At 71.4% G+C, this 19,320-nt stretch carries 20 protein-coding genes; 11 read left to right on the top strand and 9 right to left on the bottom strand.

The features are described 5' to 3' along the window. Positions 1-19 precede the first annotated feature (19 nt). The gene (locus ACZ7G3_RS03900; protein WP_470923072.1) at positions 20-796 is read right to left on the bottom strand and encodes a class I SAM-dependent methyltransferase; all 777 of its coding nucleotides are present in this window, start codon (positions 794-796) and stop codon (positions 20-22) included. Positions 797-907: 111 nt separating this feature from the next. On the opposite strand from ACZ7G3_RS03900, the gene ACZ7G3_RS03895 reads away from it, so the two are divergent. After that, positions 908-1,531, top strand: a complete 624-nt coding sequence (locus ACZ7G3_RS03895) for a CGNR zinc finger domain-containing protein (protein ID WP_426600985.1) — start codon at positions 908-910, stop codon at positions 1,529-1,531. Here ACZ7G3_RS03895 and sodX read toward each other — a convergent pair. Beyond that, positions 1,441-1,872 carry a nickel-type superoxide dismutase maturation protease gene (gene sodX / locus ACZ7G3_RS03890; RefSeq protein ID WP_426600987.1) on the bottom strand — a complete coding sequence of 144 codons (432 nt, stop codon included), beginning with the start codon at positions 1,870-1,872 and terminating at the stop codon, positions 1,441-1,443. The two genes, ACZ7G3_RS03895 and sodX, sit on opposite strands and share 91 nt — an antisense overlap. Before the next feature lie 145 nt (positions 1,873-2,017). On the opposite strand from sodX, the gene sodN reads away from it, so the two are divergent. Then, entirely contained in the window at positions 2,018-2,413 is a 396-nt protein-coding gene (gene sodN / locus ACZ7G3_RS03885; RefSeq protein WP_077796552.1) for a superoxide dismutase, Ni, read from the top strand. 483 nt (positions 2,414-2,896) lie between these two features. On the opposite strand, the gene ACZ7G3_RS03880 is transcribed toward sodN, so the two are convergent. From ACZ7G3_RS03880 to ACZ7G3_RS03870, 3 genes are all read right to left on the bottom strand, one after another. Further along, complete coding sequence (locus ACZ7G3_RS03880) at positions 2,897-3,481, bottom strand: dihydrofolate reductase family protein (protein WP_470923195.1); 585 nt, start codon at positions 3,479-3,481, stop codon at positions 2,897-2,899. 468 nt (positions 3,482-3,949) lie between these two features. Next, positions 3,950-5,110: a family 2 encapsulin nanocompartment cargo protein polyprenyl transferase gene (locus tag ACZ7G3_RS03875; protein ID WP_470923071.1), complete on the bottom strand. Its 1,161-nt coding sequence runs from the start codon at positions 5,108-5,110 to the stop codon at positions 3,950-3,952. An 87-nt stretch (positions 5,111-5,197) separates the two neighbouring features. Beyond that, positions 5,198-6,604, bottom strand: a complete 1,407-nt coding sequence (locus ACZ7G3_RS03870; RefSeq protein ID WP_426600990.1) for a family 2B encapsulin nanocompartment shell protein — start codon at positions 6,602-6,604, stop codon at positions 5,198-5,200. Positions 6,605-6,956: 352 nt separating this feature from the next. Here ACZ7G3_RS03870 and ACZ7G3_RS03865 point away from each other — a divergent pair, with 352 nt between their 5' ends. Then, entirely contained in the window at positions 6,957-7,535 is a 579-nt protein-coding gene (locus ACZ7G3_RS03865) for an N-acetylmuramoyl-L-alanine amidase (RefSeq protein WP_426601092.1), read from the top strand. A 37-nt stretch (positions 7,536-7,572) separates the two neighbouring features. Then, positions 7,573-8,484, top strand: a complete 912-nt coding sequence (locus tag ACZ7G3_RS03860) for a 1-aminocyclopropane-1-carboxylate deaminase/D-cysteine desulfhydrase (protein WP_470923070.1) — start codon at positions 7,573-7,575, stop codon at positions 8,482-8,484. 349 nt (positions 8,485-8,833) lie between these two features. On the opposite strand, the gene ACZ7G3_RS03855 is transcribed toward ACZ7G3_RS03860, so the two are convergent. Continuing rightward, a complete protein-coding gene (locus tag ACZ7G3_RS03855; protein WP_470923069.1) occupies positions 8,834-10,426 on the bottom strand; it encodes a Na+/H+ antiporter in 1,593 nt (530 codons plus the stop codon). A 59-nt stretch (positions 10,427-10,485) separates the two neighbouring features. Here ACZ7G3_RS03855 and ACZ7G3_RS03850 point away from each other — a divergent pair, with 59 nt between their 5' ends. The 3 genes from ACZ7G3_RS03850 to ACZ7G3_RS03840 all read left to right on the top strand — a co-directional run bounded on the left by ACZ7G3_RS03850 (position 10,486) and on the right by ACZ7G3_RS03840 (position 12,491). Then, on the top strand, positions 10,486-10,746 hold the full coding sequence (locus tag ACZ7G3_RS03850; RefSeq protein ID WP_470923068.1) for a UBP-type zinc finger domain-containing protein: 261 nt from the start codon (positions 10,486-10,488) through the stop codon (positions 10,744-10,746). A gap of 249 nt (positions 10,747-10,995) precedes the next feature. Further along, positions 10,996-11,409 (top strand): ATP-binding protein, encoded by a 414-nt coding sequence (locus ACZ7G3_RS03845; protein WP_003973726.1) that lies wholly within the window; start codon positions 10,996-10,998, stop codon positions 11,407-11,409. Next, entirely contained in the window at positions 11,406-12,491 is a 1,086-nt protein-coding gene (locus ACZ7G3_RS03840; RefSeq protein ID WP_470923067.1) for an RNA polymerase sigma factor SigF, read from the top strand. The genes ACZ7G3_RS03845 and ACZ7G3_RS03840 overlap by 4 nt, the downstream gene beginning before the upstream one ends. A 58-nt stretch (positions 12,492-12,549) precedes the next feature. On the opposite strand, the gene ACZ7G3_RS03835 is transcribed toward ACZ7G3_RS03840, so the two are convergent. Further along, the gene (locus tag ACZ7G3_RS03835) at positions 12,550-12,996 is read right to left on the bottom strand and encodes a hypothetical protein (protein ID WP_470923066.1); all 447 of its coding nucleotides are present in this window, start codon (positions 12,994-12,996) and stop codon (positions 12,550-12,552) included. A gap of 145 nt (positions 12,997-13,141) precedes the next feature. On the opposite strand from ACZ7G3_RS03835, the gene ACZ7G3_RS03830 reads away from it, so the two are divergent. Both ACZ7G3_RS03830 and ACZ7G3_RS03825 read left to right on the top strand, forming a co-directional pair. Beyond that, positions 13,142-14,110 (top strand): diacylglycerol/lipid kinase family protein, encoded by a 969-nt coding sequence (locus tag ACZ7G3_RS03830; RefSeq protein WP_470923065.1) that lies wholly within the window; start codon positions 13,142-13,144, stop codon positions 14,108-14,110. A 321-nt stretch (positions 14,111-14,431) separates the two neighbouring features. After that, positions 14,432-14,689, top strand: coding sequence for a WhiB family transcriptional regulator (locus ACZ7G3_RS03825; protein ID WP_003973730.1), 258 nt, complete (start codon positions 14,432-14,434; stop codon positions 14,687-14,689). Positions 14,690-14,908: 219 nt separating this feature from the next. Here the strand turns inward: ACZ7G3_RS03825 and ACZ7G3_RS03820 are convergent, their stop codons facing one another. Beyond that, entirely contained in the window at positions 14,909-16,384 is a 1,476-nt protein-coding gene (locus ACZ7G3_RS03820) for a sensor histidine kinase (RefSeq protein ID WP_426600999.1), read from the bottom strand. Positions 16,385-16,799: 415 nt separating this feature from the next. Then, the gene (locus tag ACZ7G3_RS03815) at positions 16,800-17,444 is read right to left on the bottom strand and encodes a TetR/AcrR family transcriptional regulator (RefSeq protein WP_426601001.1); all 645 of its coding nucleotides are present in this window, start codon (positions 17,442-17,444) and stop codon (positions 16,800-16,802) included. A 97-nt stretch (positions 17,445-17,541) separates the two neighbouring features. Here ACZ7G3_RS03815 and ACZ7G3_RS03810 point away from each other — a divergent pair, with 97 nt between their 5' ends. Together ACZ7G3_RS03810 and nagB are read left to right on the top strand one after the other, a co-directional pair. Next, positions 17,542-18,306 (top strand): SDR family oxidoreductase, encoded by a 765-nt coding sequence (locus tag ACZ7G3_RS03810; RefSeq protein WP_470923064.1) that lies wholly within the window; start codon positions 17,542-17,544, stop codon positions 18,304-18,306. Positions 18,307-18,471: 165 nt separating this feature from the next. Further along, positions 18,472-19,257 carry a glucosamine-6-phosphate deaminase gene (gene nagB, locus ACZ7G3_RS03805; RefSeq protein WP_426601005.1) on the top strand — a complete coding sequence of 262 codons (786 nt, stop codon included), beginning with the start codon at positions 18,472-18,474 and terminating at the stop codon, positions 19,255-19,257. The last annotated feature ends 63 nt before the right edge of the window (positions 19,258-19,320 follow it).

Raw genomic sequence — 19,320 nt, 5'->3', positions numbered from 1 at the left:
GACCCGGACCGCCGCCGCGTTACTTGAGCGCCAGCAGCAGCGTGTCCGACGGCGAGCACCAGACCGGCCGCGCCTCGCCGAAGCCCTTCTCGCGCAGCACGCGCGCGTGCCACGCCGCCGAGGGCGTGTCGCCGTCGGCGTGCTCACCGTAGATCTCGAAGCGTCGGGCGGTGGGCCCGGCGAGCACCGGGTCCTTGGCGGCGAGCTGCCACCACTCGGCCCAGTCCAGCGCTCCCTGCGACTTGGCGGCCTCCATCCGCGCGTGCCGCTGGGCGCGCTCGGCCGCGTTGATCCTGGGGGTCGTCTCGTCGATCATGTGGTCCGCGTTCATGAAGACACCACCGTCGCGGACCAGTTCCGCGATCCGACCGTAGAGGGCCGCGAGGGGTTCGGCGTGGAGCCAGTGCAGGGCCGTGGCGGTCAGGACGGCGTCGTAGGAGTCGTACGGCAGCCCCGCCGTCCAGTCGGGGTCCTTGAGGTCGGCGCTGACCAGGGAGACCCGCTCGTCGCCCGCGAAGGTGCCCTCGGCGATGGCGAGGAGCGCGGGGTCGAGGTCCACGCCGGTGCTGGTGGCCTCCGGGAACCGGGCGAGCAGCCGGGCCGTGATGGTCCCGGTGCCGCAGGCGAGGTCGAGCACGCGCGGCGCGGGACCGACCAGGGCCTCGACCATGTCCAGCATGGTCCGGAAGCGTTCCTCGCGGTCCGGCATGTACCACTCCTGCTGCCGGTCCCAGCTGACCTGCCAGGCCTGCCAGTCGGCGCCGGTCGTGGTGGTGGTGATGTCCGCGTCCGTCATCGGGCCCCTCCGTCGTGTGCGTGACGCAATACCCTGGTAATACCCTGGAACCACGATCAGCTGTTACCCGACCGCAGGCACGACCATAGAGCCCCTCCGTAAGGACTACAAGTGGAACTGGCCTATTACTCGGATTACGCCGTACGTCTCGTCAACACCGAGGAACCGGCCCGGGGACAGGACTCCCTGACCTCGGTCGAGGCCGTCCGCGAGCTCTTCGGCGCCAACCAGTCGGCGGCCCGGCGCGCCACGGACGCGGACGTGACCCGGTTCCGGTCGGTGCGGGGGCGGCTGCGGGCGGTCTTCGAGGCGGCCGACGGCGGCGACGAGACCCTCGCCGTGGACCTCCTGAACTCCCTCCTGCTGGAGTTCCCGGTGAGCCCGCAGATCTCCGGCCACGACCACCGCGACGACGACGGCAGCCCGCTGTGGCACATGCACCTGGCGGACCACCCGTCCAACGCGACCGCCGGTTTCGCCGCCCTCGCGGCGATGGGCCTGGCCTTCCACCTCACCGAGTACGGCGTGGACCGCCTGGGCCTGTGCGAGGCGGCCCCCTGCCGCAACGCCTACCTGGACACCTCCACCAACCGCTCCCGGCGCTACTGCTCCGACCGCTGCGCCACCCGTGCCAACGTGGCGGCCTACCGCGCCCGCAAACGCCTGGAGGCGGACCGGGCCACCGGCCTGAGCGCCGACAGCGCCCAGCGGACCACCGCGAGCGGCGAGCGCTGACCCGGCCGACGCGGCCGGTACCGCGCCCGCGCCCTGCCGAGCACCAGCTCCTCCGGGACAACCCCGTAGTCGGTGCTGTCACCGCCCGCGAACGCGTTGTCCCCGAGCACCCACCAGCCGGCCCCGCGCCGCTCGACGGCCCGCTTGACCACGAGCAGGTCCTGCTGGAAGGGATGCCGCAGCACCACCACGTCACCCGGCCGGACCCTGGCCCCCCAGTGCACCAGGAGCACGTCCCCGTGGTGCAGCGTGGGCACCATCGACGGCCCGGTCACCTCGGCCGGCCCGAAGGGCAGGGCCCCTCTGGCGCGTTCGGTCTCCTGCGACAGCTGCTCCGGCATGACCCGGCACCTCCCCGGTCTTTCCTCCACCAGTCTCAGTCTGACCCCGGACTTTTGTCCTAAGCCCACGGGGGCACTCGCGAAAACGCGCCTCCCAGGGAGTAATGTCCCCCCTGAGAAGACGATCACGAGGAAGGAACGCTGCATGCTTTCCCGCCTGTTTGCCCCCAAGGTCACGGTCAGCGCCCACTGCGACCTGCCCTGCGGCGTGTACGACCCGGCCCAGGCCCGCATCGAGGCGGAGTCGGTGAAGGCCGTCCAGGAGAAGATGGCCGGCAACGACGACCCGCACTTCCAGGCCCGCGCCACGGTCATCAAGGAGCAGCGCGCCGAGCTCGCGAAGCACCACGTCTCCGTGCTGTGGAGCGACTACTTCAAGCCCCCGCACTTCGAGAAGTACCCGGAGCTGCACCAGCTGGTCAACGACACCCTGAAGGCCCTGTCGGCGGCCAAGGCCTCGACCGACCCGGCGACCGGCCAGAAGGCCCTGGACTACATCGCCCAGATCGACAAGATCTTCTGGGAGACCAAGAAGGCCTGATCCTGGACGACCCCGTTCGGCCCGGTTCCCTCGGGTCGCACGGTCTTGGTCTTCCGGCCCGCACCCGTTCCGCGGTACGCCGAGCACGGCGTCCATGACGGAACGGGTGCGGTCTGTCTTCCAGGGTCGCGCGCCTGGGCGTGGGCCCGCGGCGTGAGCTGCCGCCCCTCACACCCGCCCGAGGCGGGAGAGCGGTCCCCGGTGGGCCCGTCCCGTCCGGCGCGGGCCCGTCCAGACACAGCAGGCGGCCACGGCGAGCGCGAGTGCCGCCGCACCGGGCGCGGACGGCGCGGCGTTCGTCACGGCGAGCCGGCCGGCACCGCGACGAATCCCGTCGGCCGCGCTTCACCGGACTGTTCCTGCGCCACGATCGAGTCAGGTCGCGTTCCGCAGCCTCTCCTCGGTCTCCCTGCCGAGCGGAAGGACCGCGGCCGGATCGCTGCCGCCGGCCCCGCCTCTCGCCCTGAAGCCGAACGCGCTCGCTCAGCCCTTCCTGCTGTACGTCCTGACCGTGACGCCGTTGCCGAAGGCCCGCACCCCCTCCTGGACGAACTCGGAGACCTGGAAGCCGGAGCCGAACATCGGCATGCCCGTGCCCAGCACCACCGGGTACGTCTTGATGACCAGTTCGTCGATCTCGTCGATCAGCTCGCCGGCGACGGCCGAGCCGCCGCACAGGTAGATGCCGAAGGCACTGTCCTCGGCCTTCAGCGCGCGGATCCTGCCGACCAGGCCGTCCTGGATGATCTCGACGTTCGGGTCGGGCGACTCCGCGAGCGTGCGCGAGGCGACGTACTCGCGCAGATGGGCGTAGGGGCTGGTGATGCCCTCCTTCAGGGCCAGGTCGTAGCTGGCCCGGCCCTGGACGATCGTGTCGAACCGCTTGTTCGGCAGGTCGTCGATCCCGAGGGGCCGGCGGCCGTGGGTCGGCAGCGTCTCGGGATACTCCGACGTCAGGAACGCGAGGAACTCCTCGTCGACGAACGGGACCATGAAGGACGCGTCGCCGTCCGGACCGCCGATGAAGCCGTCGATCGAACAGGCGATGAAGTACGTGAGCTTGCGCAAAGTGGTCTCCTCCGTCTCAACCACTTCAGTTATAGTGCTTCACGCGTAGTGGTTCAAGGGGTTTTGGTCTTCCGGCCGGGGAACCATCTCGTCGGGGAGAACCCGGATGCTCGCCGGACCGTCCTGGAAGGCCTCGTCCGGCGACCGGACGGCCGGCACCCGGTCGCCCTCCCCCGCCCTCCGGATCACCATGCCCATGTCCCGCCCGACTCGTCGGCTCACCATCGCCCGCGTACAGGGCGGTTGAGCCCGGTCGTCGAGCACTGGCGGAAGGCAGGAGGCGCGCCCGGCCGTACACCGTAAAGGGGCGGGCCCCGCACACCGTGGGGAAGTGCGGGACCCGCCGAACCGGAGCCCGCGGCGGTGCGGCCGTACGTCGGTCAGGTCCGTACGGTCCTGCACGGGCTCCGGGGTCTTGCGTCACCGGCCAGGCGCTTCCCGGGTGCCGGGCCTGCCGGAGGGGCGCGGTCAGGTGCTGCGCCGGGTCACGAACTCGGCCAGCGCGAGCAGCCCGCCCGCGGCCTCCGGGTCGGGCACCGCACGGGCCAGTTCCTGCATGGCCCTCGCCATCCGGTCGGCCGCCTGGGCCTGCGCCCAGTCCCGGCCGCCCGCCCGCTCCACGGCCAGTGCGGTGCGCTCCAGGTCCTCCCTGTCCTCGTCGTACGGCGCCGTGTACAGCTCGGCGAGTTCGCCGGCGGCCGGGGTGCCGGAGGTGAGGGCGGCGACCACCGGCAGTGACTTCTTGCGGGCGGCCAGGTCCGCGCCGGCCGGCTTGCCGGTACGGCGCGGATCGCCCCATATGCCGATGACGTCGTCGATGAGCTGGAAGGCGAGGCCCGCCTCGCGGCCGAAGGCGTCCAGGGCCTCGACGTCCTCCTCGGCGGCACCGGAGTACAGCGCGCCGAGAGCACAGGCACATCCCAGTAGGGCGCCCGTCTTGGCCTCGGCCATGGCGAGCGTCTCGTCGAGGGTGACGTCGCCCGGGGCGCGCCGCTCCATCGCCGTGTCCGCGTGCTGGCCCTCGCACAGCTCCATGACGCAGTCGGCGAGCCGGGTGGCCGCCGCCGCGGACGCCGGGTGCGGGTCCGCGGCGAGCAGCCGCAGGGCCAGCGCCTGGAGGGCGTCCCCCGCGAGGATCGCGTCGGCGTCCCCGAACACGGTCCACGCGGTCGGCCGGTGGCGCCGGGTGGCGTCGCGGTCCATCACGTCGTCGTGCAGCAACGTGAAGTTGTGGACCAGTTCCACCGCCGCCGCGGCCCGCACCGCCCCCGCCCTGGCCTCCGCGCCGCCGAGCGCGGCGGCCGAGGTGAGCACGAGCGCGGGGCGGATCGCCTTGCCCGCGTTGTCCGCCGCGGGTGTACCGTCCGCGTGCTCCCAGCCGAAGTGGTACAGCGCGACCCGGCGCATCGAGGCGGGCAGTGACATGATGGCGGACCGCAGTTCGGGGTCGACCGCCACCCGGGACTCCCGCAGCAGCCCCGCGGCCTCGTGCCCCTCGGACCCCGCCGCCCCCCGTCCGTCGGGTGTCGCCCCCGGCTCCTTCTCCCGCTGCGTGCCGGTGGGCTCGCGCCTTTCCAGCGTCCTGGTGGGGCGAAGCGTCTCGGTGACGCCGTGCCGAGCCTCTGTCATGGACTCACCTCCCCCATACGCCCGCCTCCGTACCCCCGGGGTGTACCCGCCAGGAAGGGCGGCAACACGGCGTTCGGGAGACTGGCGTCACTGCCAGCGGCCGATCTCGACGTTCTCCAGGACGCCCAGCGCGTCCGGCACGAGGACCGCGGCCGAGTAGTAGGCCGTGACCAGGTACTTGATGATGGCCTGCTCGTTGATGCCCATGAAGCGCACCGACAGACTCGGCTCGATCTCGTCCGGGAGGCCGGTGGCGCGCAGGCCGATGACGCCCTGGTCCTGCTCGCCGGTACGCATCGCGATGATCGAGGACGTGCGGGCCTCGGTGACCGGGATCTTGTTGCACGGGTAGATCGGCACACCACGCCAGGTCGGGATGCGGTTGCCGGCGATGTCGATCGTCTCGGGGACCAGCCCGCGCTTGTTGAGCTCACGGCCGATGGCGGCGATCGCACGCGGGTGGGCGAGGAGCAGCTTGGTGCCGCGCCGACGGCTGAGCAGCTCGTCCAGGTCGTCCGGGCCGGGTACGCCGTCGTGCGGCTGGATCCGCTGGTCGTACTCGCAGTTGTGCAGCAGGCCGAACTCGCGGTTGTTGACCAGCTCGTGCTCCTGACGCTCCTTCAGCGCCTCGACGGTCAGCCGGAGCTGTTGCTCGGTCTGGTTCATCGGCTGGTTGTAGAGGTCGGCCACGCGTGAGTGGATGCGCAGCACGGTCTGGGCGACGCTCAGCTCGTACTCACGGGGCCGGGCCTCGTAGTCGACGAAGGTGTGCGGGATGTCCGGCTCGCCGCTGTGGCCGGCGGAGAGGTCGATGGCCTTCTCGCCGAGCTTGTTGGTGCGCTGCTGGGGGATCGAGCGCCGCTCCTCGAGGTGCGTGCGCAGGGAGTCCGCGCGCTCCGCGATCTGCTCCACCTGCTGGCGGGGCAGCACCAGCACCGTGCAGGCGGTGACCGTGCGGGCGGTGTACTCCCAGATGGCGTCCCCGTCGAGCAGCGCCTGGTCGCCGAAGTAGGCGCCGTCGGCGAGGACGCCGAGCACCGCGTCGTCGCCGTAGGGGCCGGTGCCGACCTTCTCCACCTTGCCGTGCGCCAGCAGGTAGACCTCGTCGGCCCGGCCGCCGAACGAGGCGATCACCTCACCGGGGCCGAACTCCCGCTGCTCACAGCGCTGCGCGAGTTCCGAGAGCACTTCCTGGTCCTCGTACGACCGCAGGGCCGGCAGCTCGCCCAGCTCGGCGGGGATGACCTCGACGCGGTCGCCGGTCTTCACGAACGTCACCCGGCCGTCGCCGATGGCGAAGGTCATGCGCCGGTTCACCCGGTACGTGCCGCCCTGGACGTCCACCCACGGGAGCGTGCGCAGCAGCCAGCGGGAGCTGATCTCCTGCATCTGCGGAACGGACTTGGTGGTGGTGGCCAGGTTCCGCGCGGCCGCCGTGCCGAGACTCTGCTGCGGCCTGGTCTGCTCGGTGCGGACCTCTTCGCCTACCGACATAAGGAATTGCCCTCCCCGGTCGTGCCGGACGGCTGTGCCCGGCATCGTTGTGCGTGCATCACCCTTCCGCACGGAGCGCGCCGGTGCTATTACCCGAACGAGCGGGAATGGATCACCGCCGACCGGGGCAGATACGGGGTTTGTTCGACGTCTCGTGTCTCACCGTCTCGGCTTCTCGGCGTCTTGTCCCGTCTCCGTTCGAAACGATTGGCCGGGACAAGGTTGTCCGGATCGGATCGCACACGGATCGAACAAGTACTAGGGAGCACTCCGTTTCGGTACAAGCACGGTACGAGGCGGTCGCGACGGGCGGTCGTCGCTGAGCGCGAAGGAGTCGGCCGTGGCCTCACCCATGTCCGCGAGCAGTTTCCTCAAGGCACTGAAGGCAGAGGGCCTCACCGTCGTCCAGGTCGGCGACTGGCGGGACCACAACCGCAACCACAAGGGCCCCTGGGGGCCCGTGCACGGCGTGATGATCCACCACACGGTCACCAAGGGCAGCAAACGGACCGTGGAGATCTGCCGCAAGGGCTACGAGGGCCTGCCGGGGCCACTGTGCCACGGGGTCATCACCAAGGACGGCAAGGTCCACCTGGTCGGGTACGGCCGGGCCAATCACGCCGGGCTCGGCGACGACGAGGTCCTGCGCGCGGTGATCGCGGAGAAGGGCCTGCCCCGGGACAACGAGGCGAACACCGACGGCAACCGCCACTTCTACGGCTTCGAGTGCGAGAACCTGGGTGACGGCGACGATCCCTGGCCGGCGGCGCAACTGGAGGCGATCGAGCGGGCCGCCGCCGCGGTCTGCCGCCACCACGGGTGGAACGAACGATCCGTCATCGGCCACCTCGAATGGCAGCCGGGGAAGGTCGACCCGCGGGGGTTCACTATGGCGTCGATGCGGGAGCGGATCCGCGACCGGCTGAAGTGATCCGTGCGCCGCGCGCGGCGGGCGTGACAATGGCGGAGTGAACGGCACCGACACCGCCTCCGGCCCCGCCTCCCTGCGCCCCCGCCTGCCCTCACCGTTGCAGGAGACCGCCGACGGGCGGTTCGAGCGTCACGGTGTCCGGTTGCTGCTGAAGCGGGACGATCTGATCCATCCCGAGCTGGTCGGCAACAAATGGCGCAAACTCGCGCCGATTCTCGCCACGGTGGACGGCCGTACCGTCGTCACGTTCGGCGGCGCCTACTCCAACCACCTGCGTGCCACAGCCGCCGCCGGCCGATTGCTCGGTCTTTCCACGGTGGGCGTGGTGCGCGGTCAGGAGCTGGCCGGCCGGCCGCTCAACCCCTCCCTGTCCCGGTGTGCGGCCGACGGCATGCGGCTGCACTTCGTCGACCGCTCGACGTACCGCCGCAAGACCGAACCGGAGGTTCTGGCCGCCCTCCTGCGCTCGGTGGACGCCGAGGACGCGGTCGTCGTCCCCGAGGGCGGCAGCAACGCGGAGGCCGTGCGCGGCTGCCGGGCCCTCGGCACGGAACTGGGCGAACACGCCGACGTGGTCGCGCTCGCCTGCGGCACCGGCGGCACGCTCGCCGGTCTGGCCGCCGGCCTCCCCCCGGGCCGCCGGGTGCTCGGGATACCGGTGCTCAAGGGCGGCTTCCTGGCCGACGACATACGACGGCTCCAGGACCTCGCGTTCGGCGGGCCCCGCGGCTCCTGGGACCTCGACGACCGCTTCCACGGCGGCGGCTACGCCCGCACCACTCCCGAGCTCGACTCCTTCGCCGAGGACTTCGAGCGCCGCCACGACCTCCCCCTGGAGCGCGTCTACGTCGCCAAGATGCTCCACGCCCTGCTCGTCCTCACCCAGGAGGGCGCCTTCCCCCGTGGGACGACCCTGACGGCGGTCGTCACCGGCCGCCCCTTTCCCTGAGCGGCCCCCGTCGGACGGACGTCACGGCGCCCGCCGCGCCCGGCCTCGCGAGCACCGGGATCCGGAGGTCTCCGCGGCCGCCCCGGCGCCTGCCCCGGCCTGCCCGGCGCATCCCGCGCCGTGCGGGTCCGGCGGTCCGGACCCCCGCCCACGCTGCCCGGCCCGCGACGTGTCCGGGCGGGGCAGGGCCGGCCTCTGGGCCGCCCACCCGGGCGCGGCCCGGAGAGCCGGGGATCCCCTCCCGTGTCCGGCGGCGCACGCCCGCGTGGCGTCCCGTCACGCGGGCCGCGTCGGGCCGCCCGCCCCGTCGGCCGCACGACGCACCGCCGGTCGGCCGGCGGGCGGGCCCCTACGCCGCCTCCCGGTACGCCGCCGCCTCCTCCAGGTCCAGCCGCCGCAGCAGGGTACGCAGCATCTCGTCGTCGATGTAGCGGCCGTCCCGCAGCCGGACGAAGACCTCCCGCTCGGCGCTGATCATCTCCCGGGACAGCCGTCGGTAGGTGTCGTCGACGGTCTCGCCGGTGACGGGGTTGGCCTGCCCGAGCCGCTCCCAGACGGCGTTGCGGCGACGCTCCAGGACCGTTCGGAGGCGGTCGGCCAGCGGGGCCGGCAGGGCGTTGCGCTCGTCGGCGAGGAGCTCGTCCAGGCGCTGCTCGGCCGCGCGGGAGGCCTGCGCCTGGGCGTTGGCCTCCGCCAGGGTCTCCGCCTGTACGTCGTGCGCGGGGAACTTCAGCAGGCGGATCAGCGGCGGCAGGGTGACGCCCTGGACGACGAGCGTGCCGATGACCGTGGTGAAGGTGAGGAACAGGATGAGGTTGCGCTCGGGAAACGGCTCGCCGCCGTGCACGGTGAGCGGGATGGAGAAGGCGATCGCCAACGAGACCACGCCCCGCATCCCGGCCCAGCCGATCACGAACGGCCCCCTCCAGGAGAGGTCCCCTTCACGCGCGCGGACACGTGCCGACAGCCGCGGCAGGAAGGTCGCCGGATACACCCACACGAATCTCGCCACGGCGACCACCACGAAGACGGCGACCGCGTACCAGGCGGCGTCGGCACCCTCGTACTCCCCGAGCCCGTCCAGGACGACGGGCAGCTGGAGTCCGATCAGGGCGAACACGGCGGACTCCAGGACGAACGCGACCATCTTCCACACCGCGTCCTCCTGGAGACGGGTGGCGAAATCGACCTCCCACGCGCGGTGGCCCAGATAGAGCGCGACCACCACCACCGCGAGCACCCCGGAGGCGTGCACCTGCTCGGCGACCGCGTAGGCGACGAACGGGATCAGCAGGGAGAGCGTGTTCTGCAGCAACGCCTCCTTCAGGTGCGTGCGCAGCCAGTGGAGCGGCACCATCAGCACCAGCCCGACACCGACCCCGCCGACGGCCGCGATCAGGAACTCCGCGATCCCGCCGGCCCACGTGGCACCCTCACCGACCGCCGCGGCGAGCGCCACCCGGAAAGCGGTGATCGCGGTGGCGTCGTTCACCAGGGACTCCCCCTGGAGGATCGTGGTGATCCGGGAGGGCAGCCCCACGCGCCGCGCGACCGCCGTGGCCGCGACGGCGTCCGGCGGTGCCACCACCGCGCCGAGCACCAGGGCCGCGGTCAGCGGCAGGCCGGGCACGATCAGATACGCGGCGCAGCCGACCACGAAGGTGGCGAAGAGCACGTAGCCCACGGACAGCAGCGCCACGGGCCGGATCTGAGCCCTCAGGCCGAGGTAGGAGCTGTCGGTGGCCGCCGTGTGGAGCAGCGGGGGCAGCAGCAGCGGCAGGACGATGTGCGGGTCGAGGGTGTAGTCGGGCACTCCGGGGACGTAGCTCACCGCCAGGCCCGCCGCGACCAGCAGCAGCGGCGGCGGCACCGGCACGCGCCGCCCCGCCGCGGCGACCGCGGCGCTGCCCGCCACCAGCAACAGCAGCGGCATCACGTCCATCGTCCTCGCCCGCCCTCTTTCCGCGCGGCTCTCCGCACACCCGACGTAACCTGGCAATCATGAAACAGTGCACGCACGCCGACGCGCTGCCGCACCCGGAACCGCAGCCGCGGAGCGAGACCTGCCCGGAGTGTGTGGCCGAGGGCACGGATCCGGTGCAGCTGAGGCTGTGCCTCGTCTGCGGTCACGTCGGCTGCTGCGACTCCTCGCCGAGGCAGCACGCGACGGCGCATCACAAGGACACCGGCCACCCGGTGATGCGCACCTTCGAGCCCGGTGAGAACTGGCGCTGGTGCTTCGTCGACCACGTCCTCGTGTGACCTCTCCGCAGGACGGTTCGACCGTCTGACGCCTGGGTACGTCAACCCGGCGCGCGCTCTTCCGATTTGGGCCCGCCGAACCCCTAGCCACTGTGCGTGTTCATGTGTTTACTATGAGTGACAGCAAGGGGTTGGGGTCTCGGGGACAGGAAAGTTCGGAGCGCGATAACGTCACCGCTGAACCACGTATCGCGTTACCCCGAGGGGCGACCTCGGCCCTGTAACGCTTGTACCACCTTGGAGGTGAGGGTGTCCCAGATCGCAGGCGAGCCCGCGACCCAGGACTTCGTCGAAGTCCGGCTGCCGGCCGCGGGTGCCTACCTGTCGGTGCTGCGTACGGCGACGGCCGGCCTCGCAGCCCGTTTGGACTTCACCCTCGACGAGATCGAGGACCTGCGCATCGCAGTCGACGAGGCCTGCGCGATCCTGCTTCAGCAGGCCGTGCCCGGCTCGGTGCTCAGTTGCGTCTTCCGCCTCGTCGACGACTCACTCGAGGTCACCGTCTCGGCGCCGACCACGGACGGCCACGCCCCCTCGCGGGACACCTTCGCCTGGACCGTGCTGTCCGCTCTCGCCGGCAAGGTCTCCTCCGCCGTGGACGAGGACAAAACCGTTTCGATCAGCCTCTACAAACAGCGCGGCGCGGGACCCGGGCCGACGTGAGGAACGGGGACGGGCCGGTGCGGGACGAAGAGCGCGGCACAGGGGAGCTGCCGGCCGAGGGCACACGTTCTGAGAACGAGGCCCGACGCATGGCGGACGGCATCGACGGCATTCCCGAGCAGGCCCGGCCACATCCGGAGGACGAGACCTCGCCCGGGGCCGTCGCCCCGGGCGAGGTGCCGCGGACGGGGGACACCCCCGTCCGGCCCGTCCGAGCGGAGGCGCGGGCTCGGGAAAGGGCAACGGGCGGGACGATGAGCGAGCACGAGCGACACTCCGAGGACGGCGCGCCGGGCGCACGAGGCGCGCAGGGCACGCGGCACGACCCGACGGACCGCAGCGGGGCGCGCCTCCTGTTCACCGAACTGCGCACCCTGACGAAGGACAGCCCCGAGTACGCGGAACTGCGCAACCGGCTGGTCCGCATGCACCTGCCGCTCGTCGAGCACCTCGCGCGCCGCTTCCGCAACCGCGGTGAGCCCCTGGACGACCTCACCCAGGTCGCCACCATCGGACTGATCAAGTCGGTCGACCGCTTCGACCCCGACCGCGGTGTGGAGTTCTCCACGTACGCGACGCCGACGGTCGTCGGCGAGATCAAGCGGCACTTCCGGGACAAGGGCTGGGCGGTGCGCGTCCCGCGCCGGCTGCAGGAGCTGCGGCTGTCCCTGACCACGGCCACGGCGGAGCTCTCGCAGCTGCACGGCCGCTCCCCCACCGTCCACGAACTCGCCGAGAAGCTGGCGATCTCGGAGGAGGAGGTCCTGGAAGGCCTGGAATCGGCCAACGCCTACTCCACGCTGTCCCTGGACGTCCCGGACACCGACGACGAGTCCCCGGCGGTCGCGGACACGCTGGGCGCCGAGGACGAGGCCCTGGAGGGTGTCGAGTACCGGGAGTCACTCAAGCCGCTGCTGGAGGACCTGCCTCCGCGGGAGAAACGGATCCTGCTGCTGCGCTTCTTCGGCAACATGACCCAGTCGCAGATCGCGCAGGAGGTCGGCATCTCGCAGATGCACGTGTCGCGGCTGCTGGCGCGCACGCTGGCACAGCTGCGGGAGAAACTCCTGGTCGAGGAGTAGCCGCAGGCGCCCGGTCACCGCCGGGCTGTCGTCGGGCCCGGTCGCCACCGGACAGCGGTTACTTCTCGGCGCTCCTGGGTCCCCGTATGCCAAGGGCCTGGGTGGTCGCGGGGTTCACGAGCAGCACCAGCGCCGTGACGGCCACGACGCCGAGCACGATGCCCGCCGGGATGGCCACGCTGTCGGCCTGCAGCAGGTTGTAGGCCACCGGCAGTGCCATGATCTGTGTGACGACGGCGGGCCCACGGCTCCAGCCCCGCCGGCCGATCAGCCCACGGGCGGCGAGCAGCGGCAGCAGGGCGAGGACGATCAGGGTGACGCCGCCGGTGATGGCCGAGGTCCGGTCGTCGGGGTGGCCGGTAAGACCTCCCACCAGCATCCAGGCGCCCCCTGCGACGAGTGCCAGCCCCTCCAGTGCGGCGAGCGAGGCCGCGGCGGTCAGCCGGCCGGGACGGGGGCCCGCCTCTTCGGCGGCTTCGGGGGTGGGTTTCTGCTCACTGCTCACCCCTGAAGGGTAGCCCTCGGCACGCCGGCGCCCGTGGGCGCGTCCGGCGCAACGCGCACAATCCGGCGTATCACGCGCACCCCGCGCCCGCGGCGTTCTCACCTCGGACTGGGCCGGGTACCCCCCAGTAGGTACCCTGCAGACCATGCGTGCACTTCTCGTGGTCAATCCGGCGGCAACCACCACGAGTGCGCGTACGCGCGACGTGCTGATCCACGCCCTCGCGAGCGAGATGAAGCTCGAGGCGGTCACCACCGAGTACCGCGGCCACGCGCGCGACCTCGGCCGGCAGGCGGCACAGAGCGAGGACATCGACCTGGTGGTGGCGCTCGGCGGCGACGGCACGGTGAACGAGGTCGTCAACGGTCTGCTGCACGCCGGCCCCGACCCGGAGCACCTGCCCGGTCTCGCGGTGGTCCCCGGCGGTTCCACCAACGTCTTCGCCCGCGCGCTGGGTCTGCCCAACCACGCGGTGGAGGCGACCGGCGCCCTGCTGGACGCACTGCGCCAGGGCAGCGAGCGGACCGTCGGACTGGGCCTGGCCTCGGGCGCGCCCGGCTCGGAGGACGCGGCGGCCCCGGCCCGCTGGTTCACCTTCAACGCCGGGCTGGGCTTCGACGCCGGCGTGGTAGGCCGGGTCGAGCAGCACCGCGAGCGCGGCAAGAAGTCGACACACGCCCTCTACGTCCGCCAGGTGATGCGCGCGCTCATCGGCGAGCCGCACCGCCGCAGCGGAACGATCACCCTGGAGCGGGCCGGCGAGGATCCGGTCACCGATCTGGTGCTGTCCATAGTTTCGAACACGTGCCCCTGGACGTTCCTCGGCAATCGCCCGATCTACGCCTCGCCCAAGGCCTCGTTCGACACCGGGCTCGACGTCTTCGGCCTCAGCCGCCTGTCGACGGCGGCGGTTGCCCGGTATGGCACCCAGTTGCTCACTTCGTCCCCCGAGCGCGGCCCCCGGGGCCGGCACGCCGTCTCCCTGCACGACATGACCGAGTTCACCTTGCATTCGAAGGTGCCACTCCCCCTCCAGATGGACGGTGACCACCTGGGGCTGCGCACAAGCGTGACGTTCACAGGCGTTCGCCGTGCACTGCGTGTGATTGTGTGAGCAGAAGGGGCGAAAGTCCTTTCACTCGAACGTTTAGACCAGGATCCACCCCATGGAAGTACGGCTGTGACCTAGTCGACACCGCAGAATCTAAAAAAACTTTCCGGAAGGGGTTGTATCCGCCGCCGAGGTTTGCGAGTCTCTTCTTGGCGATCGGGACGGCCCGCAACATCGGCCTCCACAGATCACCGGAACCCCTCTTCAAACCACAGGACCACGCCCGGGCAACCTGGCGATGGGCCCTTCCCTTGTTGAGGGATTCGTGAAAGCGTTCACATTCACAAGCATCCCTGCATGTAATACCAAGGAGAGGTAGCAGCCATGGACTGGCGTCACCGCGCCGTTTGCCGCGAGGAAGACCCCGAGCTCTTCTTCCCCATCGGCAACACCGGTCCCGCGCTGCTGCAGATCGAGGAAGCCAAGGCCGTCTGCCGTCGCTGCCCCGTCATGGAGCAGTGCCTGCAGTGGGCGCTCGAGTCCGGCCAGGACTCCGGCGTCTGGGGTGGTCTCAGCGAGGACGAGCGCCGCGCAATGAAGCGCCGTGCCGCCCGTAACCGGGCTCGTCAGGCCTCCGCCTGACCCCACCCCTGCTGACAGCCTGAGCTTGGTGGCGCGTGTGCCTGACGGCATTACTCCGTAGACAGCGAGTACGCAACCCCCCGCTCCCGAGCCGCAGCGCGCAGTACCCCGATGCGATCGCACGAGCACTGGCCTCGGACCTTCACCGGTCCGGGGCTTTTTGCTGTCCGGCCCGTCGGCTGCTTCTCCGCGGGCCGGCCGCTCCCCCGCCGGCGCCGGCTACTTCTCCGTGGTCACCGGGATGTCCAGGATCACCCGGGTGCCGCGCTCCGGCGCCGGGACCATGTCGAAGGCTCCGCCCAGCTCGCCCTCCACCAAGGTGCGGACGATCTGCAGGCCGAGGTTGCCGGAGCGGTGCGGGTCGAAGTCCGCGGGCAGCCCGACGCCGTCGTCCTGGACGGTGACCAGGAGCCGGGCCTCCTTCGTCGTACCGCCACGGACCGCGGAGACCTCGACCGTGCCGGTGTCGCCCTCGCGGAAGCCGTGCTCCAGGGCGTTCTGCAGAACTTCGGTCAGCACCATCGACAGAGGGGTCGCGACCTCGGCGTCCAGGATGCCGAAGCGGCCGGTGCGCCGGCCGGTGACCTTGCCCGGCGAGATCTCCGCCACCATCGCCAGCACGCGGTCGGCGATCTCGTCGAACTCCACGCGCTCGTCCAGGGTCTGGGACAGGGTCTCGTGCACGATGGCGATCGACCCGACCCGACGGACGGCCTCCTCGAGCGCCTCGCGTCCCCGGTCGGACTCGATGCGCCGGGCCTGGAGACGCAGCAGGGCCGCCACCGTCTGGAGGTTGTTCTTCACCCGGTGGTGGATCTCCCGGATGGTGGCGTCCTTGGTGATCAACTCGCGTTCACGGCGACGCAGTTCCGTGACGTCGCGCAGGAGGACCAGCGAACCGATGCGCGTCCCCTTCGGCTTGAGGGGGATGGCGCGGAACTGGATCACCCCGTCGTGCGCCTCGATCTCGAACTCGCGCGGCGCCCAGCCGCTGGCCACCTTGGCGAGCGCCTCGTCCACCGGGCCGCGGGACGGCGCGAGTTCGGCGGTGGTCCGGCCGAGGTGATGGCCGACCAGGTCGGCGGCGAGGCCCATGCGGTGGTAGGCCGACAGCGCGTTCGGGGAGGCGTACTGGACGATGCCGTCCGCGTCGAGCCGGATCAGGCCGTCGCCGACGCGGGGCGAGGCGTCCATGTCGAGCTGCTGGTTCTCGAACGGGAAGGAGCCGGCCGCGATCATCTGCGCGAGGTCCGAGGCGCTCTGCAGATACGTGAGCTCCAGGCGGCTCGGGGTGCGCACGGTGAGCAGGTTGGTGTTGCGGGCGATGACACCCAGAACGCGCCCCTGCCGTCGTACGGGGATGGACTCGACGCGGACCGGGACCTCCTCGCGCCACTCCGGGTCGCCCTCGCGCACGATCCGGCCCTCGTCCAGGGCGGCGTCGAGCATGGGACGGCGGCCGCGCGGAACGAGGTGGCCGACCATGTCGTCCTGGTACGAGGTGGGTCCGGTGTTGGGCCGCATCTGGGCGACCGAGACGTAACGCGTGCCGTCGCGGGTGGGGACCCACAGGACCAGGTCGGCGAAGGAGAGGTCGGAGAGGAGCTGCCACTCCGAGACCAGCAGGTGGAGCCACTCGAGGTCGGAGACGTCGAGTGCGGTGTGCTGGCGTACGAGTTCGTTCATGGAGGGCACGTGGCTGAGCGTACCTGGCGGTACGGACAGCGCTGGAAACCAACCGGATCCCACCGTCGTCGGCGCCGGATCCGCCCCGGAACACCCGCGGGCCGCGGCGCCTGAGAGGGACCCTCAGCCCTCCCGGCACCGCAGCCCGGAGCAACAACGGCCGTGGGGTGTGCGGTCCCGGTCGGCCGAAGGATGAGGAGCCGGGGCAGTCAGGGCAGAGAGCTCCGGTTCCTCGGTCCGCCCTCCTGTGCGGGGAAGGCGGAAGCCCGACGATCACGTCGTACGAATGTCACGGCAAGTGTCTCAGTGGCCATTGTGGACTAGACCACTCATCGTGTCCATGTGGCGGACGAGGGTTTGTCATACCCGTGTCCGTCGGCTGCCCGGACGCCCGAGCAGTCGGCCAAAGCCTAACCCTGTTGGCTCACACACGGGGCCAGACGGCCATGGCAATTTCCGCGAGCGCCGCCAGCTCCGCCCGGCTCGCACCGTCGCGCGCCTGCTGGGACATGCCCTGGATCATGGCGCCGGTGTGCCGGGCGAGGGCGGCCGCGTCAGTGCCGGGCGGCAGCACCCCCGCGGCGACGTCGGCGCCGATCCTGTCCTCGATCCCGGCGATGTTGGCGTTGCGCCGCGCCCGCAGGGATTCCTCGACCTCGGAGGTCGAACAGTTGACGGCGGCGTGGATGACGAGGCACCCGTGCGGCCGGCCGGGGGCCGTGTACTCGACGGCGGCCTCGCGCAGCATCCGCTCCACCCCCGCGCGGGCGGTCGGCTCCTCGGCCAGGGCGCGGGCGCCGAAGGAGCCGTACCGCACGCCGTACTCCTGGACGACCTCCTCGAAGAGCGAACGCTTGTCCCCGAAGGCGGCGTACAGACTCGGGGCGCCGATGTCCATGGCCCGGGTGAGGTCGGAGACCGACGTGGCCTCGTATCCGTGCTCCCAGAAGGCCATGAGCGCCTTCTCCAGGGCCGTCGCGCGGTCGAAGGAGCGGGGGCGGCCACGGGTCCTCGCCGCGGCACCGCCGGCCGGGGCCCCCGCCTGTCCGGTCTTCTCACTGCTCACCATGGAGTGCATTTTATAGCGGGCACTAGAGAAATGCCGCCGGGCTGTTGTACGGTCTTTTCTGTAGCGACCACTAGTCAAATGCGGAGGGGGCGCCGGCATGGGCGTGCAGCAGGGGGTTCTCACGGGCAGGACGGCTCTCGTCACGGGGGCGAGCAGGGGCATCGGGCGAGGGATCGCGGAGCGGCTGGGGCGGGACGGCGCACGCGTCGCGGTGCACTACGGCAGGAATGAGGCGGCGGCGAAGGAGGCGGTCGCAGCGATCGAGGCGGCAGGCGGCTCGGCGTTCGCGATCGCGGCCGACCTGAGCGCTCCGGGGGCCGCTGAGGCGCTGTGGGAGGAGTTCGACCGGCACGCCGACGGGGTGGACGTCCTGGTGAACAACGCCGGCATCGGCACCACCCGGCCCATCGGAGAGATAAGGGAGGAGGAGTACGACGCGGTCTTCGCGGTCAATGTGAAGGCGCCGTTCTTCATCCTCAAGCACGGCATGGGCCGGCTGCGCGACGGCGGCCGGGTCATCAACATCTCGTCGGGGCTGGCCCGCACCGCGGCGATGCCGGACAACATGGCGTACTCGATGACGAAGGGCGCGCTGGACGTGTTCTCGCGTGACCTCTCCAAGGTCCTGGGCACCCGCGGCATCACGGTGAACTCGGTGGCGCCCGGCATCATCGACACGGACAACACAGCAGAGCTGCTGCACGGGACCGCCGACGGCTGGGAGCGGGCGGCGGCGCTCTCCGCGCTGGGCGGAGTGGGGGCGCCGGCCGAGGTGGCCGACGTGGTCGCGTTCCTCGCCTCGCACGGGGGCCGGTGGGTCACGGGAAGCTGGGTGGACGCGACGGGAGGGTCGCTGACGTGACACCGGGATGACACCCGCCGGGCACGGCCACCCGCCCGACCGGTTCAACGCGCCCACGGGGCCCGGCTCTGTTAGATTGGTCTAAACCACATAGCGTCAACCAGTCCAACCACACGGCCAGTCCCGGGCCCCGGGTGAGCCCTCTCTTCGAAACGGCAGGCAAGCGTGGAAGTTGTCATCGTTCCGGACGCCAAGGCGGGCGGCGAGCTCATAGCCGAGGCCATGGCGCAGCTGCTCAGGCGCAAGCCCGACGCCCTGCTCGGGGTGGCCACCGGCTCGACTCCGCTGCCCGTGTACGAGGCGTTGGCGGCCAAGGTGCGCTCGGGTGCCGTGGAGACGGCGCGGGCGCGGATCGCCCAGCTCGACGAGTACGTGGGGCTCCCCGCGGAGCACCCCGAGTCGTACCGTTCGGTACTGCGGCGCGAGGTGCTCGAGCCGCTGGGGATCGGCATGGACGCGTTCATGGGCCCCGACGGCACCGCCGAGGACGTGCAGGGGGCGTGCGAGGCGTACGACAGGGCGCTGGGCGAGGCCGGCGGGGTCGACCTCCAGTTGCTGGGGATCGGGACCGACGGGCACATCGGGTTCAACGAGCCGTGCTCCTCGCTCGCCTCGCGAACCCGGATCAAGACGCTCACCGAGCAGACCCGCGTCGACAACGCGCGCTTCTTCGACGGCGACATCGAGCAGGTGCCGCACCACGTGATGACGCAGGGCATCGGGACCATCCTGGAGGCCCGGCACGTGGTGCTGCTCGCCACCGGCGAGGGCAAGGCGGACGCGGTCGCCGCGAGCGTCGAAGGTCCGGTCGCGGCCGTGTGCCCGGCCTCCGCGCTGCAACTCCACCCGCACGCCACGGTCGTCGTCGACACGGCCGCGGCCTCCAAGCTGAAGCTCGCCGACTACTTCCGGCACACCTACGCCCACAAGCCCGACTGGCAGGGCATCTGAGCCTGCTCCGGCCGAAAAGGCCGCGCGGCCCGCGTGCAGGAAGGGCGCCGATCCCCCGCCATC

It is taken from the genome of Streptomyces sp. NPDC037271, assembly GCF_055603605.1.
This window is presented reverse-complemented; position numbering and strand designations above follow the sequence as displayed.

What these genes read in the sequence shown, in the direction of transcription:
- ACZ7G3_RS03850 (WP_470923068.1), top strand. Translation starts at nt 10,486, where the DNA reads ATGAAACAGTGCACGCACGCCGACGCGCTGCCGCACCCGGAACCGCAG.
- sodN (WP_077796552.1), top strand. Translation starts at nt 2,018, where the DNA reads ATGCTTTCCCGCCTGTTTGCCCCCAAGGTCACGGTCAGCGCCCACTGC.
- ACZ7G3_RS03865 (WP_426601092.1), top strand. Translation starts at nt 6,957, where the DNA reads ATGTCCGCGAGCAGTTTCCTCAAGGCACTGAAGGCAGAGGGCCTCACC.
- ACZ7G3_RS03810 (WP_470923064.1), top strand. Translation starts at nt 17,542, where the DNA reads ATGGGCGTGCAGCAGGGGGTTCTCACGGGCAGGACGGCTCTCGTCACG.
- sodX (WP_426600987.1), bottom strand. Translation starts at nt 1,872, where the DNA reads ATGCCGGAGCAGCTGTCGCAGGAGACCGAACGCGCCAGAGGGGCCCTG.
- ACZ7G3_RS03875 (WP_470923071.1), bottom strand. Translation starts at nt 5,110, where the DNA reads ATGACAGAGGCTCGGCACGGCGTCACCGAGACGCTTCGCCCCACCAGG.
- ACZ7G3_RS03825 (WP_003973730.1), top strand. Translation starts at nt 14,432, where the DNA reads ATGGACTGGCGTCACCGCGCCGTTTGCCGCGAGGAAGACCCCGAGCTC.
- ACZ7G3_RS03815 (WP_426601001.1), bottom strand. Translation starts at nt 17,444, where the DNA reads ATGGTGAGCAGTGAGAAGACCGGACAGGCGGGGGCCCCGGCCGGCGGT.
- ACZ7G3_RS03855 (WP_470923069.1), bottom strand. Translation starts at nt 10,426, where the DNA reads ATGGACGTGATGCCGCTGCTGTTGCTGGTGGCGGGCAGCGCCGCGGTC.
- ACZ7G3_RS03900 (WP_470923072.1), bottom strand. Translation starts at nt 796, where the DNA reads ATGACGGACGCGGACATCACCACCACCACGACCGGCGCCGACTGGCAG.
- ACZ7G3_RS03870 (WP_426600990.1), bottom strand. Translation starts at nt 6,604, where the DNA reads ATGTCGGTAGGCGAAGAGGTCCGCACCGAGCAGACCAGGCCGCAGCAG.
- ACZ7G3_RS03830 (WP_470923065.1), top strand. Translation starts at nt 13,142, where the DNA reads ATGCGTGCACTTCTCGTGGTCAATCCGGCGGCAACCACCACGAGTGCG.